General features: G+C 64.4%; 14 protein-coding genes. 9 read left to right on the top strand and 5 right to left on the bottom strand.

Features of this window, described 5'->3' with window-relative positions; genetic code table 11:
- Nucleotides 1-61: 61 nt before the first annotated feature.
- Nucleotides 62-691 carry a 2-dehydro-3-deoxy-6-phosphogalactonate aldolase gene (locus FE851_RS03060; protein ID WP_145199730.1) on the bottom strand — a complete coding sequence of 210 codons (630 nt, stop codon included), beginning with the start codon at nt 689-691 and terminating at the stop codon, nt 62-64.
- Nucleotides 688-1593, bottom strand: a complete 906-nt coding sequence (locus FE851_RS03055; RefSeq protein ID WP_145204048.1) for a 2-dehydro-3-deoxygalactonokinase — start codon at nt 1591-1593, stop codon at nt 688-690. Before FE851_RS03055 ends, FE851_RS03060 begins: the two co-directional genes overlap by 4 nt.
- A gap of 136 nt (nt 1594-1729) precedes the next feature.
- Here FE851_RS03055 and FE851_RS03050 point away from each other — a divergent pair, with 136 nt between their 5' ends.
- From FE851_RS03050 to FE851_RS03010, 9 genes are all read left to right on the top strand, one after another.
- Nucleotides 1730-3532: an IlvD/Edd family dehydratase gene (locus tag FE851_RS03050; RefSeq protein WP_145199727.1), complete on the top strand. Its 1803-nt coding sequence runs from the start codon at nt 1730-1732 to the stop codon at nt 3530-3532.
- Nucleotides 3533-3561: 29 nt separating this feature from the next.
- The gene (locus FE851_RS03045; RefSeq protein ID WP_145199724.1) at nt 3562-5139 is read left to right on the top strand and encodes an aldehyde dehydrogenase (NADP(+)); all 1578 of its coding nucleotides are present in this window, start codon (nt 3562-3564) and stop codon (nt 5137-5139) included.
- Entirely contained in the window at nt 5136-6059 is a 924-nt protein-coding gene (locus FE851_RS03040; protein ID WP_145199721.1) for a Gfo/Idh/MocA family protein, read from the top strand. Before FE851_RS03045 ends, FE851_RS03040 begins: the two co-directional genes overlap by 4 nt.
- A 16-nt stretch (nt 6060-6075) precedes the next feature.
- On the top strand, nt 6076-6816 hold the full coding sequence (locus tag FE851_RS03035) for a FadR/GntR family transcriptional regulator (protein ID WP_017182635.1): 741 nt from the start codon (nt 6076-6078) through the stop codon (nt 6814-6816).
- Between the two features lie 78 nt (nt 6817-6894).
- The gene (locus FE851_RS03030; protein WP_145199718.1) at nt 6895-7584 is read left to right on the top strand and encodes a PepSY-associated TM helix domain-containing protein; all 690 of its coding nucleotides are present in this window, start codon (nt 6895-6897) and stop codon (nt 7582-7584) included.
- Nucleotides 7585-7595: 11 nt separating this feature from the next.
- A complete protein-coding gene (locus tag FE851_RS03025; protein ID WP_019051660.1) occupies nt 7596-8120 on the top strand; it encodes a DUF2271 domain-containing protein in 525 nt (174 codons plus the stop codon).
- 11 nt (nt 8121-8131) lie between these two features.
- Nucleotides 8132-9004 carry a DUF4198 domain-containing protein gene (locus tag FE851_RS03020; RefSeq protein WP_145204045.1) on the top strand — a complete coding sequence of 291 codons (873 nt, stop codon included), beginning with the start codon at nt 8132-8134 and terminating at the stop codon, nt 9002-9004.
- A 98-nt stretch (nt 9005-9102) separates the two neighbouring features.
- Entirely contained in the window at nt 9103-9972 is an 870-nt protein-coding gene (locus tag FE851_RS03015; protein WP_145199715.1) for an FAD:protein FMN transferase, read from the top strand.
- Between the two features lie 27 nt (nt 9973-9999).
- Nucleotides 10000-10323: a hypothetical protein gene (locus FE851_RS03010; protein ID WP_017182630.1), complete on the top strand. Its 324-nt coding sequence runs from the start codon at nt 10000-10002 to the stop codon at nt 10321-10323.
- 3 nt (nt 10324-10326) lie between these two features.
- On the opposite strand, the gene FE851_RS03005 is transcribed toward FE851_RS03010, so the two are convergent.
- The 3 genes from FE851_RS03005 to FE851_RS02995 all read right to left on the bottom strand — a co-directional run bounded on the left by FE851_RS03005 (nt 10327) and on the right by FE851_RS02995 (nt 14265).
- On the bottom strand, nt 10327-11010 hold the full coding sequence (locus tag FE851_RS03005; protein WP_145199712.1) for a Fe2+-dependent dioxygenase: 684 nt from the start codon (nt 11008-11010) through the stop codon (nt 10327-10329).
- A gap of 15 nt (nt 11011-11025) precedes the next feature.
- Complete coding sequence (locus FE851_RS03000; protein WP_145199709.1) at nt 11026-11796, bottom strand: energy transducer TonB; 771 nt, start codon at nt 11794-11796, stop codon at nt 11026-11028.
- Between the two features lie 171 nt (nt 11797-11967).
- Nucleotides 11968-14265, bottom strand: a complete 2298-nt coding sequence (locus FE851_RS02995; RefSeq protein WP_145199706.1) for a TonB-dependent receptor — start codon at nt 14263-14265, stop codon at nt 11968-11970.
- Between the last annotated feature and the right edge of the window lie 20 nt (nt 14266-14285).

Genomic DNA, 14285 nt, shown 5'->3' with positions numbered 1-14285 from the left:
GTCCATGCCCCCAAGCCGATGGCGTTTCAAGCAGGACAATCGGGACAGATTGTCCCAGACGTCAAAGACAGGCTTTCCAAGCCGCGACCAGATCGCGCCCGCGCGCGCCAACCAGCGCTGCATCTTCGCCGGGGCGGTAGAGCGCACCACCCACGCCGATCCCTTCGCAGCCGCCCGCCAGCCACTCGCCGATCGTGTCCGCGCCGGTGCCGCCCACGGCCCAGACGCCGACATGTGTGGGGAGCACATCCTTGATCGCCTTCACATAGGCCGGGCCGAGCCGGGCAGCAGGAAAGAGCTTGATCCGGCGCGCGCCCGCGGCGATCGCGGCAAAGGCTTCGCTGGGGGTCATGAAGCCGGGCAGCAGGTCAAGGCCCAGTTCCGCGCCGCGCGCAATGACAGCGGGGTTGGTGTTGGGTGTCACCATGATGCGCCCGCCCACGCCATGCAGTTGTTCCAGCGCCTCGACGCTCAGCACCGTGCCCCCGCCAATGATCGCGCGGTCGCCAAAGGCCTGTTGCATCGCGCCAATGCTGACGAGGGGGTCGGGCGAGTTGAACGGGACTTCAAGGATGCGGATGCCCGCCTCCACCAGCGCCGCGGCTACGTCCAGCGCCTCGTCCGGGCGGATGCCGCGCAGGATGGCGGCGATCGGCGGGGCGCCATCGGCCAACAGATCGTCCATCGTCATACCAACATATCTCCAGCATAACCCAGTCCGGCCAGCGCGCAGGCGTCGCCATCCAGACGGTGCGATTCCACGCCCTGCACGGCCAGCGCGCGGGCATAGCGATCCGACAGGCGCGCATCGCCGATCAGCGTCACGCCATGGTCCGCGCGCAGCAAAGCACGCGCTTCGGCTATTTCACCCCCGATCAGCAGGCCCGACAAATAGCCCAGCGCCCAATCGGCGGATCGCCCGGCACGCAGCCGCATCGCCCGCGCGGCGAACAGTCCGGCCAGCACAGCCCCCTCCCCCGCCCGCGCCAGCCCTTCGGCAAAGCCGGCAGCCTCTTCGGCGGCGTCGCCGACGCTATCCTTTGGCCCCAGCGTCGATCCGTCCCGCAGCAAGGCGAACAGTTCGCCGGTGGGCACGGTGCGGAACGCCAGCACCCGGCCATCCTCGACCAGCGCCCATTTGCTGTGGGTGCCCGGCAGCACGATCAGACGACGCCCCTGCGCCAGTGCCGGATCACGCACGCACGCGCCGAAAATCTGCGCCTCCTCGCCACGCATGACGTCGGGGACGCCATCCGCGCCGGTACAGGCAAGTCCCGCCATGATCGCGATGGGCACGCCACGCCAGTCAAAGCCTGTGGCGGCTGCGCGCCAGGCTGCCGCATCGGACGGGCAATCGGCATAGGGCGCCTCCACCCAGCCATCGCGCGCACCAACCATGCCGCACAGGGTGATGGAAAGCGGCATGGCATCGGCCAGCCAGGGGGCGACCGTATCGGCAAAGGCGGCTTCCGCATTCCGCCCGGCGACAGCGATGCCCGGCCCGTCGCGGCGCGCGACGATCCGCCCGTCCTCGACCCGGAACAGGCGCAGATTGCTCGTTCCCCAATCGCCGATGACCCGGTAGCCGTTCATCGCGGACCGGCTTTCGTAAAAATCTCGATCCGCCTCACTTGTCCTCGACACAGCTTCTTGAATTCCTATTTGTCTGAGTATATCAGGAGGCCAAGCGCGTCAACGTGCCATAGTCCATCAAGTGTCAGGATGCCCAATGAGTGATTCGTCCAAGCCAGCCTTCAAATTGCGCAGTCGCGCCTGGTTCGACAACCCCGACAATATCGACATGACAGCGCTCTATCTGGAACGCTATCTGAATTTCGGGCTGAGCCTGGAGGAATTGCGCAGCGGCAAGCCGATCATCGGCATCGCCCAGACCGGCAGCGACCTTTCGCCCTGCAACCGCCATCATATGGTGCTGGCCGAACGCATGCGCGACGGTATTCGCGAAATGGGCGGGATCGCGCTGGAATTTCCGGTCCACCCGATTCAGGAAACCGGCAAGCGCCCGACGGCGGGCCTGGACCGCAACCTTGCCTATCTGGGGCTGGTCGAAGCGATGTATGGCTATCCGCTCGACGGGGTGATCCTGACCACCGGCTGCGACAAGACCACGCCTGCGCTGCTGATGGCGGCAGCGACCGTCAACATCCCCGCCATCGCCCTGTCCGTCGGCCCGATGCTGAATGGCTGGCACAAGGGCGAGCGCACCGGGTCCGGCACCATCGTATGGAAAGCGCGGCAATTGCTGGCGGCGGGCAAGATCGACGATGAAGGCTTTATCAAGCTGGTCGCGTCGTCCGCGCCATCGACCGGCTATTGCAACACCATGGGGACAGCATCGACCATGAACTCGCTTGCCGAGGCGCTGGGCATGATGCTGCCGGGTTCGGCCGCTATTCCAGCCCCTTATCGCGATCGTCAGGAAGCCGCCTATCTGACCGGCAAGCGCATCGTCGAGATGGTGCATGAGGATCTCAAGCCATCCGACATTCTGACCAGGGATGCGTTCCACAACGCCATCATGGTGAACAGCGCCATCGGCGGATCGACCAACGCGCCCATTCATCTGGCGGCGATTGCCCGCCATATCGGCGTCGACCTGCCGCTCGAGGATTGGGAGAGCGTCGGGCACAAGATTCCCTTGCTGGTCAATCTCCAGCCTGCGGGCGAATATCTGGGCGAGGATTATTATCGCGCGGGGGGCGTGCCCGCTGTGGTGGCGCAGTTGATCGCGCAAGGGCTGATCCATGAAGGCGCGATGACCGTCAACGGCAAGACCATGGGCGACAATTGCCGGGGCGTGGAAATAGAGGATGAGAAAGTCATCCGCCCCTATGACCAGCCGCTGGTCGAGGATGCAGGCTTCCTGGTGCTGTCGGGCAACCTGTTCGACGCGGCGGTCATGAAAACCAGCGTCATCAGCGCCGAATTCCGCGACCGTTATCTGTCCAACCCGGATGATCCCAACGCCTTTGAAGGGCTGGCAGTCGTGTTTGACGGGCCGGAGGATTATCATCGCCGCATCGACGATCCGTCGGTCGGCATCACCGACCAGACATTGTTGTTCATGCGCGGCGCCGGGCCGATCGGCTATCCCGGCGCGGCCGAAGTCGTCAACATGCGCCCGCCTGCCTATCTGATTACCGAGGGCGTATCGGCCCTGCCCTGCATCGGCGATGGGCGCCAGTCCGGCACGTCGGGCAGCCCGTCGATCCTGAACGCATCGCCCGAAGCGGCGGCGATGGGTGGCCTCGCGCTGCTGGAAACGGGGGACCGGGTGCGAATGGACCTGAACGCCGGTACTGTTAACGTGCTGATTTCCGAAGAGGAACTGGAATCGCGACGTGCGGCGCTGGTGGCCGCAGGCGGCTATAAATATCCCGCATCGCAAACCCCCTGGCAGGAAATCCAGCGTGCCGTCGTGGGGCAGATGAATACGGGTGCGATCCTTGAAGGGGCGGAGAAATATCAGCGCATTGCCCAGACCATGGGCCTGCCACGCGACAATCACTGACCCCCTATTTCATGAATATGGAGACTATTATGTTCAACGGAGCCATTCTCGTCGGTGCGGGCGAGCGTCAGGGCGGCGATCCATTCCATGCGATCCACCCGGCCACCGGCGAAAAGGGCAGCGTCGCCTTTTCCAGCGCCATGCCGGACGATGTCGCGGAAGCCGCCGCGCTTGCCGACGCGGCGTTTGACAGTTTTTCGACGCTGGCCCCCGACGCCCGCGCCACTTTCCTGGAAACCGTCGCTGACCAGATCGTCGCCATTGGCGACCTGCTGATCGAAACCGCGATGGCCGAATCCGGCCTGCCGCGGGCGCGGCTGGAAGGCGAGCGCGGTCGCACCGTAGGCCAGTTGCGCCTGTTCGCCAGCTATGTGCGGCTGGGTGACTGGCTTGACGCCACGATCGACCCTGCCATGCCCGACCGTGCGCCGCTGCCGCGTGCGGACCTGCGCCGCGTCAACCATTCGGTCGGCCCGGTCGCGGTGTTCGGCGCTTCCAACTTCCCCCTCGCCTTCTCGGTCGCGGGCGGTGACACCGCTTCGGCTTTCGCCGCAGGGTCGCCTGTCATCGTGAAGGGGCATAGCGCCCATCCCGGCACGGGCGAGCTGGTCGCCCGCGCCATCCAGGCGGCGGTCAAGGCGTGCGGCCTGCATGAAGGCGTGTTTTCCTACCTGCCCGGCAACAACCGGGCGTTGGGCGGCGCGCTGGTTGCCGATCCGCGCGTCAAGGCGGTGGGCTTCACCGGATCGCGCGGCGGCGGTGTCGCGCTGATGAAGATCGCGGCCGAACGGGCGGAGCCGATCCCGGTCTATGCCGAAATGTCCTCGATCAATCCGGTCGTCCTGCTGCCCGGTGCGCTGGCCGATCGGGCCGCGGCGATGGGGACGGCCTTTGTCGGGTCGCTGACCATGGGGTCGGGGCAGTTCTGCACCAACCCCGGCCTGGTCATCGCGCTGGACGGGCCGGACCTCGACACATTCGTTGCGGCAGCGGCGGAAGCCTTGTCCGGCGCTGCGCCGCAGGTCATGCTGACCCCCGGCATCCACGACGCCTATGAAAAGGGCGTTGCGGCTCTGGAAAGCGCGGAGGGCGTCACCACCATCGCACGCGGCACGGAAGCGGAAGGCTGCAATCGCGGCAAGGCCGCTTTCTTTGCGACCGATTCGGCGACCTTCGGCGCGAACCCGCTGCTGGCGGAAGAAGTGTTCGGGTCTTCGTCGGTGCTGATCCGGTGCAGCAGCATCGAGGAAGTCATCGCCACGATCGCGGGCCTTGAAGGCCAGTTGACCGCCACGCTGCAACTGACGGACGCGGACAGCGCCGACGCAGCCCGGCTCCTGCCCGTGCTGTCGCGCAAGGTTGGGCGTATCCTGACCAATGGCTGGCCCACCGGCGTCGAAGTGACCCATGCCATGGTCCATGGCGGCCCCTTCCCATCGACCGCCGATGGCCGCTCCACATCGGTCGGCACGCTGGCGATGATGCGTTTCCTGCGGCCTGTCTGCTATCAGGACGTGCCGGATGCGCTGCTGCCCGCGGCCTTGCAGGCGTCCAATCCGCTCGGCCTCAATCGCCGGATCGATGGCAAGCTGGTGGTCGCGGCATGACTATCAGGGCAGGTCTGGTAGGGCTGGGCAAAATCGCGCGCGACCAGCATCTGCCCGCAATGGCCAGGACGGCTGGCATCGATCTGGTCGCCATCGCCAGCCGCAACGCGCAAGGGGACGGGGTGCATAATTATCCCGACCTCGGCGCGATGCTGGCGGGCGAGCCGGATCTGGACGCGATCATCCTGTGCCAGCCGCCCCAGGCCCGCTATCATGCCGCGCGGCAGGCGCTGCTGGCGGGCAAGCATGTGTTTCTGGAAAAGCCACCGGGCGCGACCGTGTCCGAAGTGGAGGCGCTGATCGCGCTGGCCAAGGCGCAGAATGTCACCCTCTATGCCAGTTGGCACAGCCGCTATGCCGCCGCCGTGGCGCAGGCGAAGGCGTGGATAGCGCAGCGCAGGATAGAGCGTATCTCGATCCAGTGGCGCGAAGATGTCCGCCACTGGCATCCCGGCCAACCCTGGATATGGGAGGCCGGTGGCTTCGGCGTGTTCGATCCGGGCATCAATGCGCTGTCGATCCTGACCGAAATCGTACCCGAACCCGTCACCCTGCTGTCAGCCAGCCTGGAGGTACCGTCCAACAAGGACGCCCCCATCGGCGCGACGCTGGCGATGGCGACCGCATCGGGCGCCCCGATCGACACTGTGTTCGACTGGCGGCAGACCGGGCCGCAGACGTGGGACATTGCGGTCGATACCGATAATGGCAGCCTGCTTCTGTCCGAAGGCGGCAATATGCTGCGGTTGGACGGGGAGGTTCAGATGAAGGCCCCGGACGAGGAATATCCCGCCATGTATCGCCGGTTCGTCGATTTGGTCGCCACACGCACGATTGATGCTGACATCGCGCCGCTGCGGCTGGTAGCTGATGCCTTCCTTTGTGGACGGCATTGTCCTACGGCGATATTCGAGGACTGAAACGGGAGAGACTATAGTGGCTAGCGGGCGCAAGGTCGGATCGGAAGAGAGCGGGCTGCGTATCCACCAGACGATCGCGCGCGATCTGGGCACCGCTATCCTGACTGGCCGCTACCAGCCCGGCGAATTGTTCGAAGGCGAGATTGAGGCGTCCGACCGCCTGGGTGTTTCGCGCACCGCCTATCGCGAGGCGGTCCGCATCCTGATCGCCAAGGGAATGCTGGAAAGCCGCCCCAAGGCCGGTACCCGCGTCCTGCCGCGCAATCGCTGGAATGTGCTGGACCCCGAAATGCTCGCCTGGATGTTCGCGGGCGAACCGGATTCGCGGTTCATCCGCGACCTGTTCGAACTGCGCGGCGTGATCGAACCAGCCGCAGCGGAATTTGCCGCACGCCGCCGCACCGACGAGCAACTGGCAGTGATGGAAACGGCGCTCGACGATATGGGGCGCTATGGCCTTTCCACCCCGGAAGGCCGGGCCGCTGATCAACGCTTCCACAATATGATCCTGGCCGCGACCCGCAATGACGCGCTGGAGGCTCTGGCCAGTTCCGTGGGCGCAGCGGTGAGCTGGACCACGACCTTCAAGCATCGCAAGAAATTGTTGCCGCGCGATCCCCTGCCCGATCACCGCGCCGTGTTTCAGGCGATCGCCGCGCGCGACACGGCAGCGGCGCGGGCGGGCATGGCCGAATTGCTGCGGCTGGCGCTCGCTGACATGGACATTGCGCTGGTGGAGCCGAACGGCGAAGGCTGAGCAGTTCCCGCCGATCCCCATACATTTTGATACAAAATTCTTCCTGCGACTCATTTGCAATTGCGAATCGTTCGCGGTATGCGGTCGACATCCATCCTCGCAGGACCAGTCACCCATCCGATGCACGGAACCGCCCGCCTTAAGCAGCAGCAGAAAAAGAAGTCCGCCAAATCCTTCTGGCTCAAGCAGCTGCATAGCTGGCACTGGATCAGTTCGGCGATCAGCCTGATCGGGCTGCTGCTTTTCGCTTTCACCGGCATTACGCTCAACCATGCCGCCGATGTCGAAGGATCGCCCCAGACGATCGAGAAAAGTGCGACTTTGCCCAACGATCTGCGCAAGCTGATCGCGCCAGACGATGCGCCCGATGCCAAAAAGCCGCTGCCTGCGCCGGTCGCGGCCTGGGTTGAAAAGACGACCGGGCAGCGCGGCGGTGGCGAGGCGGAATGGTCTGCCGACGAAATCTATCTCGCGCTGCCCCGCCCCGGCGGCGATGGATGGGTCTCGATCGACCGGAACGACGGGACGGTGACCAGCGAAGCGACCAGCCGGGGTTGGGTCAGCTATCTCAATGATCTGCACAAGGGCCGCAATACCGGCACGGTGTGGAAATGGTTTATCGACATTTTCTCGGTCGCCTGTTTCCTGTTCGCGCTGACCGGACTTCTGCTGCTCCAGTTGCACGCGAAGAAGCGCCCCAGCACCTGGCCGCTCGTCGCCATCGGCCTAGCCCTGCCGGCAGTGCTGGCCATCATCTTCATCCATTAAGGGGAATTTTCATGCAGATCAGCCATCGCCTGCTGCTGACCGGCACCGCCGCGCTGGGCACGATTGCAGCGCCAGCCACCGCGCAGACCCTGAACCTCTCGGTCGGCATACCGCGCCTGTCGGTGGCTGAATATCACCGCCCCTATGTCGCGATCTGGATCGAAAAACAGGGGGCGACGCCGCGCACCCTGTCGGTCTGGTATGATTATGACATGAAAAAGGGGGAAGGCACCAAATGGCTGCGCGACGTGCGGCAATGGTGGCGCGCTTCGGGGCGGACGATGAGCTTTCCAGCCGATGGCGTGACGGGCGCAACCCGCGCACCCGGCGACAACAAGATCGCTTTTGTCGCTGGCAAGGGGCCGCTCGGCGCGCTCAGCCCCGGCAATTACACGCTGATCGTGGAAGCGGCACGCGAAGTGGGTGGCCGCGAAGTCGTCCGCCTGCCCTTCGCCTGGCCGCCAAAGCCCGGCAGCACCGTCAAGGCGCAGGGCAATGCGGAACTGGGCACCGTCGCCCTGAATTTCGGCAAATAGGGGATAAGATGATGAAAGCCAGACTGATGATCGCGGGCGCATTGGCCGCCCTTATGCTCCCCGCCGCGGCGCAGGCGCACCGCCAGTGGATGATGCCATCCTCGACCACCCTGTCGGGCAGCGAAAGCTGGGTTACGGTCGATGCTGCCGTGTCCAACGATCTCTTCTATTTCGAGCATGTACCGATGCGGACCGACGGCATCGTCGTAACCCAGCCGGACGGCAGCATCGGGAAGATCGAGAATGCCGCGACCGGCAAATATCGGTCGACCTTCGACGTGCATCTGACCCAGCCGGGTACCTACCGCATCGGCAGCGTGTCGACCAATATGATGGGCAGCTATAGGCTGAACGGCAAGCAGGAACGGCTGCCGCGCGGCACGACCAAGGACAAGCTGGCCAGTGTCATTCCGGCGGGCGCGACCGACGTGCAGGTCGCTGAAGCGTCCAATCGCAACGAGATTTTCGTGACGCTGGGCGCGCCGACCACCGGGGTGTTCAAGCCGACCGGATCGGGCATCGAACTGGTGCCCGTGACCCATCCCAACGATCTGGTGTCAGGCGAAACCGCCAGCTTCCAGTTTCTGCTCGACGGCAAGCCGGCGGCGGGGCTGAAGGTCACCGTCATCCCCGGCGGCATCCGTTATCGCGATGCGCTGGGCCAGATGGACCTGGTCGCCGATCAGGATGGCAAGGTCGCGATCACATGGCCGCAGCCGGGCATGTACTGGCTGAACGCCAGTGTCGGTGGCGGGCGCGAGGGTGGTGGCCCCGGCGGCCCTGGTGCCGGCGCACCGGGTGCATCGCCTGCGCCTGCGCGCCCCGTCGTTCCGCCGCAGCGGCGGGCATCCTATGTCAGCACGCTGGAAGTGCTGGCGCCCTGACCCACGCAGTCCGAATCGCGATCCCGCCCGACCTGTCGCCCGACCAGTTTGCCGGGCGAGCGCGGGCGGGCCGTATCGTGACGTTGGGCGGACAGACCATGGGGACCAGCTGGTCCGCCATGCTGGTCGATCCGCCCGCCAATTGCCAGGCCGCGATCGAGGATGGGCTGGCCCGCATCATCGACCAGATGAGCAATTGGGAGGCAGACTCCGCGATCAGCCGGTTCAACCGAACGCCGGTGGGCGATTGGATGACCCTGCCGCCGGACATGCTGACGGTGCTGCGGGCCGGGCTGGACATGGCGCGGCTGTCGAACGGCGCCTTCGACCCGGCGATCGGCGCGCTGGTTGATCAATGGGGCTTTGGTCCTGCGGCCCTGCCGCGCCCCGCCCCCTTGATCGACAGCCCGCCATGGCAGGCGATCGAACTGGATGGCGACAAGGCCCGCCGGATCGCCCATGTCACGCTAGATTTTTCCGGCATTGCCAAGGGTTTTGCGGTCGATGCCATGGCGGCTGGGTTGCGGGCATTGGGGGTTATCAATTTCCTCATCGAAATCGGCGGCGAGTTGCGCGGCGACGGTGTGAAGCCCGACATGCAGCCCTGGTGGGTCGATGTGGAGCCTCCGCCGGGTCTGGCGATACCCGTGCTGCGCATCGCGCTGTGCGGGCTGTCGGTAGCGACATCGGGCGACTATCGCCGCTTCCGCATGGAAGGCAATGCGCGCCTGTCGCACAGTATCGACCCGGCGCGTGGCGCCCCGATCCCCCAGGGGGTGGCATCCGTTACGGTATTGCATGAACATGCGATGCTGGCGGACGCATGGGCCACTACGATCACCGTTATGGGCCCGGCGCAGGGCATGGCGTTGGCCACGCGCCACGCCCTGCCCGCCCGGCTGGTGCTGCGGACAGACGATGGCGCGCAGGAATATATGACCCCCGCGCTCGCCGGGATGCTGGAATGAAGGGTGGTGCCTGACGCCAAGGCTGCTATGCGGACGCCCATGCACAATCTTTCCGGAACCGTCTCCGTCGATGGCGACATATATGAATGGGAACTCCGGCGCGAGCCGCAATGGAGCGATGCCGAAGGCTGGAAGGGCATGACCATCGCCCTGTCACAGCAGGATTGCCAGCGCGGCGCGGTGCTGGAATTTCCGCCGCCCAAACGCCTGCTCAAAGGCTTGCAGCGCGGCCGCCTCCAGATCAACGACGCTATTGTCACCAGGGGCATCCGCGCCGCCTTGCTGGCAGGATGGGAGCCTGCGTCGCGCGGCAAGCCGATGATATTCACCGTCGACGCGGACGGTAATTAGGCGTCAGCTTTCGGCCCAGCGGCGCAGCAGATTGTGATAAACGCCGGTCAGGCGGATCACCTCCCCATGCTCCTGCCCAAGCGTCCCGCCCAGTTCCTGTACGCTGCGATCCAGATCGAACAGGATTTGCCGGGCGGCATCGTCACGGATCATCGACTGGAGCCAGAAGAAGCTGGCCACGCGCCGCCCGCGCGTGACCGGCTCGACCCGGTGCAGCGACGATGAAGGATAGAGGACGGCGTGGCCCGCAGGCAGCTTGACGCTCTGCACCCCGAAATTGGTTTCGATCGTCAGTTCGCCGCCATCATAGGCGTCCGGCCCTTCCAGAAAGACAGTCATCGACAGGTCTGACCGGACGCGAAAGCCGGTCCCGGCCTGAATACGCACCGCATTGTCGACATGGACGCCGAACGCCTGCCCACCCGCATAGCTGTTGAACAAGGGCGGGAAAATCTTGAGCGGCAGCGCGGCGGCGATGAACAGGGGCGATCGGCCCAGCGCATCGAGGACCATCTGCCCGGCCTGCCTGGCGGCGGGCGCGTCCTCCGGCAATTGCAGGTTATGCTTGGCCAAAGCGGATTGCGGGCCGGACGTAACGTTACCGTCCACCCATTCCGCACCGTCGATCAGGGTGCGGATCGCGGTGACACCAGCGGCGTCGATCAGGTCGGGAATGGCAATGAGCATGACTGGGGCCGCATTTCAGGCTGCGTCGCTGCGCAGGACGAAGGGAATTTCGACCACGCCCTTGACCCGCATCGGTTGACCGTTGCGGACGACCGGCGACCAGCGCCATTTGCGCACCGCGTCGCGCGCCGCTTCGTCCAGCCGGGCAAAGCCGCTGCTCTGCGATATGGCGATGCTGTCGACCGCGCCGTCGATCCCAAGTGTCAGGGTCAGCACGACCGTCCCTTGCTCCCGCTTGCGACGGCTTTCAATCGGATAGCGCGGCGGTTTGCCCGCGATCATCTGGGCGCTCAGGTCACCGCCCTGGATCAGGCTGGGCGGGGCTGGCGAAACGGCTGCCGGCGATGGGGTGGGCACAGCCACGACAGCGCGTTGGGGCGTGGGCACCGGCACCGGATCGGGCGTAGTCTGCACAGTCTGGGCTGGCGGCACCGGCGTCTGAACGATCGGCGGCGGCGCCACGATTTCCGGAGTCGAAGGCGGCGGTGGCGGTGTTTCGGCGGACGGCGGCGGCGGGGGTGGTGAAAGATTGACCACCGTCAGCTTCGCTTCCTGCATCCGCTGGACATGGCTGCGAACCTGGACCAGCGCGGCGATCAGCAGGACATGGAAGATCAGGATGGCCGCGATGACCGGAATATTGGGGCGCGAACCTGCACCATAGCGACCGGGCGCAGGCCGTTCCTCCGGTTGCGATCGGGCAAGGCCGATGGCGGACGGGCGATCAAAATCATGCGACAGGTCGATCGGGAAATCGTCGGCTGGCCGACTTGCAGCATGGAGCATGGCAGCGCCTTCCTTCCCTTGATCCGATGCCCGTCTCGATAACGCGAACCATAATGCGAATCAATTGCGTTATTTACTTAGTGGCGAACGGGCGGCGACCCGAGGAGGATGGAGTGTATCGCCGCCCGCCCGCTCGCCCCCGGCAAGGGACAAATGCCGGGGGAACGGAGTTTACAATTTATAACCCAGCGTCAGCACCCACGAACGGCCTTCGCCGGGATTGGCCCAGCCATTGTTGCGGATGCTGGTATAATATTTTTCGTTGGTGAAGTTCTGGACATTGAGCTGCGCGCTCAGCTTTTCCGTGATGGGGTAGGACAACATTGCGCGATGGACCAGATAATCGTCCGACTTGTACATCGTCGCGCCAGTGATGTTCGAGAGATACCAGCTGCCCTGATAGGTCAGGCCATAGCCAAGTTCGAGGCCGAAGGGCAGCGTATAGGTGGTGAACAGGCTGCCGGAATGTTTCGGATTGTTGGTCATCGGATTACCCGCCTGGGTATCCGCCACGCCCTGCGATTTCTGATAGTCCGAAATGCTCTGGATCACCTTGGTATCGAGATAGGTGTAGTTGGCGAAGATCGTCCAGGCGTCGGTGATGTTCCCGGTTGCGCCCAAGGTGATGCCGTTCACCCGGTTGCGGCCATCGTTGACCGGCAGGTTCCCGATTAGCGGATCGTTGCTGGCGACGCGGTAATTGGTCCGTTCGTTGCGGAACACCGCGGCGGTCAGTTGCAGCTTTGCATCGAACAGGTCGATCTTGCCGCCAACCTCGTAATTGACGGCCTGTTCGGGCTTTGCCTCGCATGGATCGTTGAACAGGTTGGCCTCCGCCGCCAGCCCGCAGCCAGCACGGACGGTCGTTGCCGTGGGGTTCTTGCTGTTCCCGTAAGCGACGTAAAGGCTGGCATTTTCCGCCGGTTTGTAGACCAGCCCGATACGGTAGGAGAAGAGATTGTCGGTCGCGTTCTGCGACCGGCCAGTGGTATAGGCGCCACCTGCTGCCGGTGTGGCAATCGTGTCCGCACGGAAGCGGGCGCGATTATGTTCGTAGCGGACGCCGCCGTTGAGTTCGAGCTGATCGACGATCTTGACCGCGGCGAAGGCATAGACTGCGATGTTGAACAGGTCGCCATCCTGATGACCGGAACGGATCGCGTTGACAGGACCGGTATAGATGGCGTTCGGATTGCTGATGCTGATCGGGTCCAGCACCGGATTGGGCAGCGCGCCGCCCGCATTGCGCAGGACGTTGCCGTTATCCAGCGCATAATCTTCCTGCAGCATCGAGGTGCCGAGCACGAGCGAATGGCCGCCGGGGATGGTGAAGGTCAGATCGAGCTGGTTATAGAGCGTTTCGTTGACGGAGTTGCGGAAACCACCGCGCGGGCCGCTGGGATAATAGGTGCCGGGCACCTGTCCCGCCGCGCAGGCCACGCCGGTCTGCGTCTGGCCGTTGGCAAGGCAATAGCTGCCCTGTGGCGGATTGACGATCAGCTTCTGTTCGACCCGCTGCCAGCGCGACAGGTTGCGAACGGCCAGGAGATCACTGAAACGATGGTCGAAGATGGCGGTCGCCTGATCAATCGTCTGATCCTGACGATCCAGATTCCTGTAGCCATAATAGCCGCTATAGCGCGCGCCGGGGAGGATGCCGTCATAGAGCGCGTTCTTGTAATAGGGCACGCCGTAGAGCGGCGTATTCTTGTCTTCCTGATGCGTGTAGAGCAATGTCAGCGAGGTCGGGCCATCAACGCCAAGCTTGACCGATGGCGCGACGCCCCAGCGCTTGTAGCGATCGACATTGCGGGCCGGCACGTCGTTCTCATGGTACATGGCGTTCAGGCGCACGGCGATGAAATCGGACGCGCGGACATTGCTGTCGATGGTCGCGCGATAATAGTCGGACGTGCCGACGCCTGCCTGAACCAGCGTTTCGTCATAGCCCTTGGGCCGCTTGGTCACGATGTTGATATTGCCGCCGATCGCACCGGAACCGCCGAATACGGAGTTGGAGCCGTTGGTGACTTCGATCTGTTCGACATTGAAGGGATCGGTACGGCTATATTGCGCGCTGTCGCGGACGCCATCGATGCTGATGTCGGTATTGGCGCTCTGACCACGCAGGTTGATGCTGTCGCCATAGCCGCCGCCACCTTCGCCCGCACCAAAGGTGATGCCCGGAATGGTGGACAGAACGTCGCGCAGCGTCAGCAGATTCTGCTTCTGAATTGTCTGGTTGCCGATCACCGTGATTGTCTGGGGCGTGTCCAGCAGCGGGCGGACATATTTGGGTGATTCCGCCTTCTCGACCTTGACCTGGGATTCATCGATTGCCGTGTCGGTGACGGTCATGCCGCCCAGCTTTGGCGCAGGCGCTTCCTGGGCGTGGGCGCCCGTCGCAAAGGCCATGGCGCTGACACAGCCAAGAGCCAGGAAGGACGAGCGTGACAGTGAGTTGGACATATGCAGCAAATCCCCTTTGA

The sequence above is a fragment of the Sphingobium sp. B2 genome (genome assembly GCF_007693735.1).
Taxonomy (GTDB): Bacteria; Pseudomonadota; Alphaproteobacteria; order Sphingomonadales; family Sphingomonadaceae; genus Sphingobium; species Sphingobium xenophagum.
Note: the sequence above shows the minus strand (reverse complement) of the source record. Positions and strands in the feature narration are given on the sequence as shown.

Coding starts and splice junctions, on each gene's coding strand:
- FE851_RS03060 (WP_145199730.1), bottom strand. CDS start 691: ATGACGATGGACGATCTGTTGGCCGATGGCGCCCCGCCGATCGCCGCC.
- FE851_RS03055 (WP_145204048.1), bottom strand. CDS start 1,593: ATGAACGGCTACCGGGTCATCGGCGATTGGGGAACGAGCAATCTGCGC.
- FE851_RS03050 (WP_145199727.1), top strand. CDS start 1,730: ATGAGTGATTCGTCCAAGCCAGCCTTCAAATTGCGCAGTCGCGCCTGG.
- FE851_RS03045 (WP_145199724.1), top strand. CDS start 3,562: ATGTTCAACGGAGCCATTCTCGTCGGTGCGGGCGAGCGTCAGGGCGGC.
- FE851_RS03040 (WP_145199721.1), top strand. CDS start 5,136: ATGACTATCAGGGCAGGTCTGGTAGGGCTGGGCAAAATCGCGCGCGAC.
- FE851_RS03030 (WP_145199718.1), top strand. CDS start 6,895: ATGCGGTCGACATCCATCCTCGCAGGACCAGTCACCCATCCGATGCAC.
- FE851_RS03025 (WP_019051660.1), top strand. CDS start 7,596: ATGCAGATCAGCCATCGCCTGCTGCTGACCGGCACCGCCGCGCTGGGC.
- FE851_RS03020 (WP_145204045.1), top strand. CDS start 8,132: ATGAAAGCCAGACTGATGATCGCGGGCGCATTGGCCGCCCTTATGCTC.
- FE851_RS03015 (WP_145199715.1), top strand. CDS start 9,103: ATGGGGACCAGCTGGTCCGCCATGCTGGTCGATCCGCCCGCCAATTGC.
- FE851_RS03010 (WP_017182630.1), top strand. CDS start 10,000: ATGCGGACGCCCATGCACAATCTTTCCGGAACCGTCTCCGTCGATGGC.
- FE851_RS03005 (WP_145199712.1), bottom strand. CDS start 11,010: ATGCTCATTGCCATTCCCGACCTGATCGACGCCGCTGGTGTCACCGCG.
- FE851_RS03000 (WP_145199709.1), bottom strand. CDS start 11,796: ATGCTCCATGCTGCAAGTCGGCCAGCCGACGATTTCCCGATCGACCTG.
- FE851_RS02995 (WP_145199706.1), bottom strand. CDS start 14,265: ATGTCCAACTCACTGTCACGCTCGTCCTTCCTGGCTCTTGGCTGTGTC.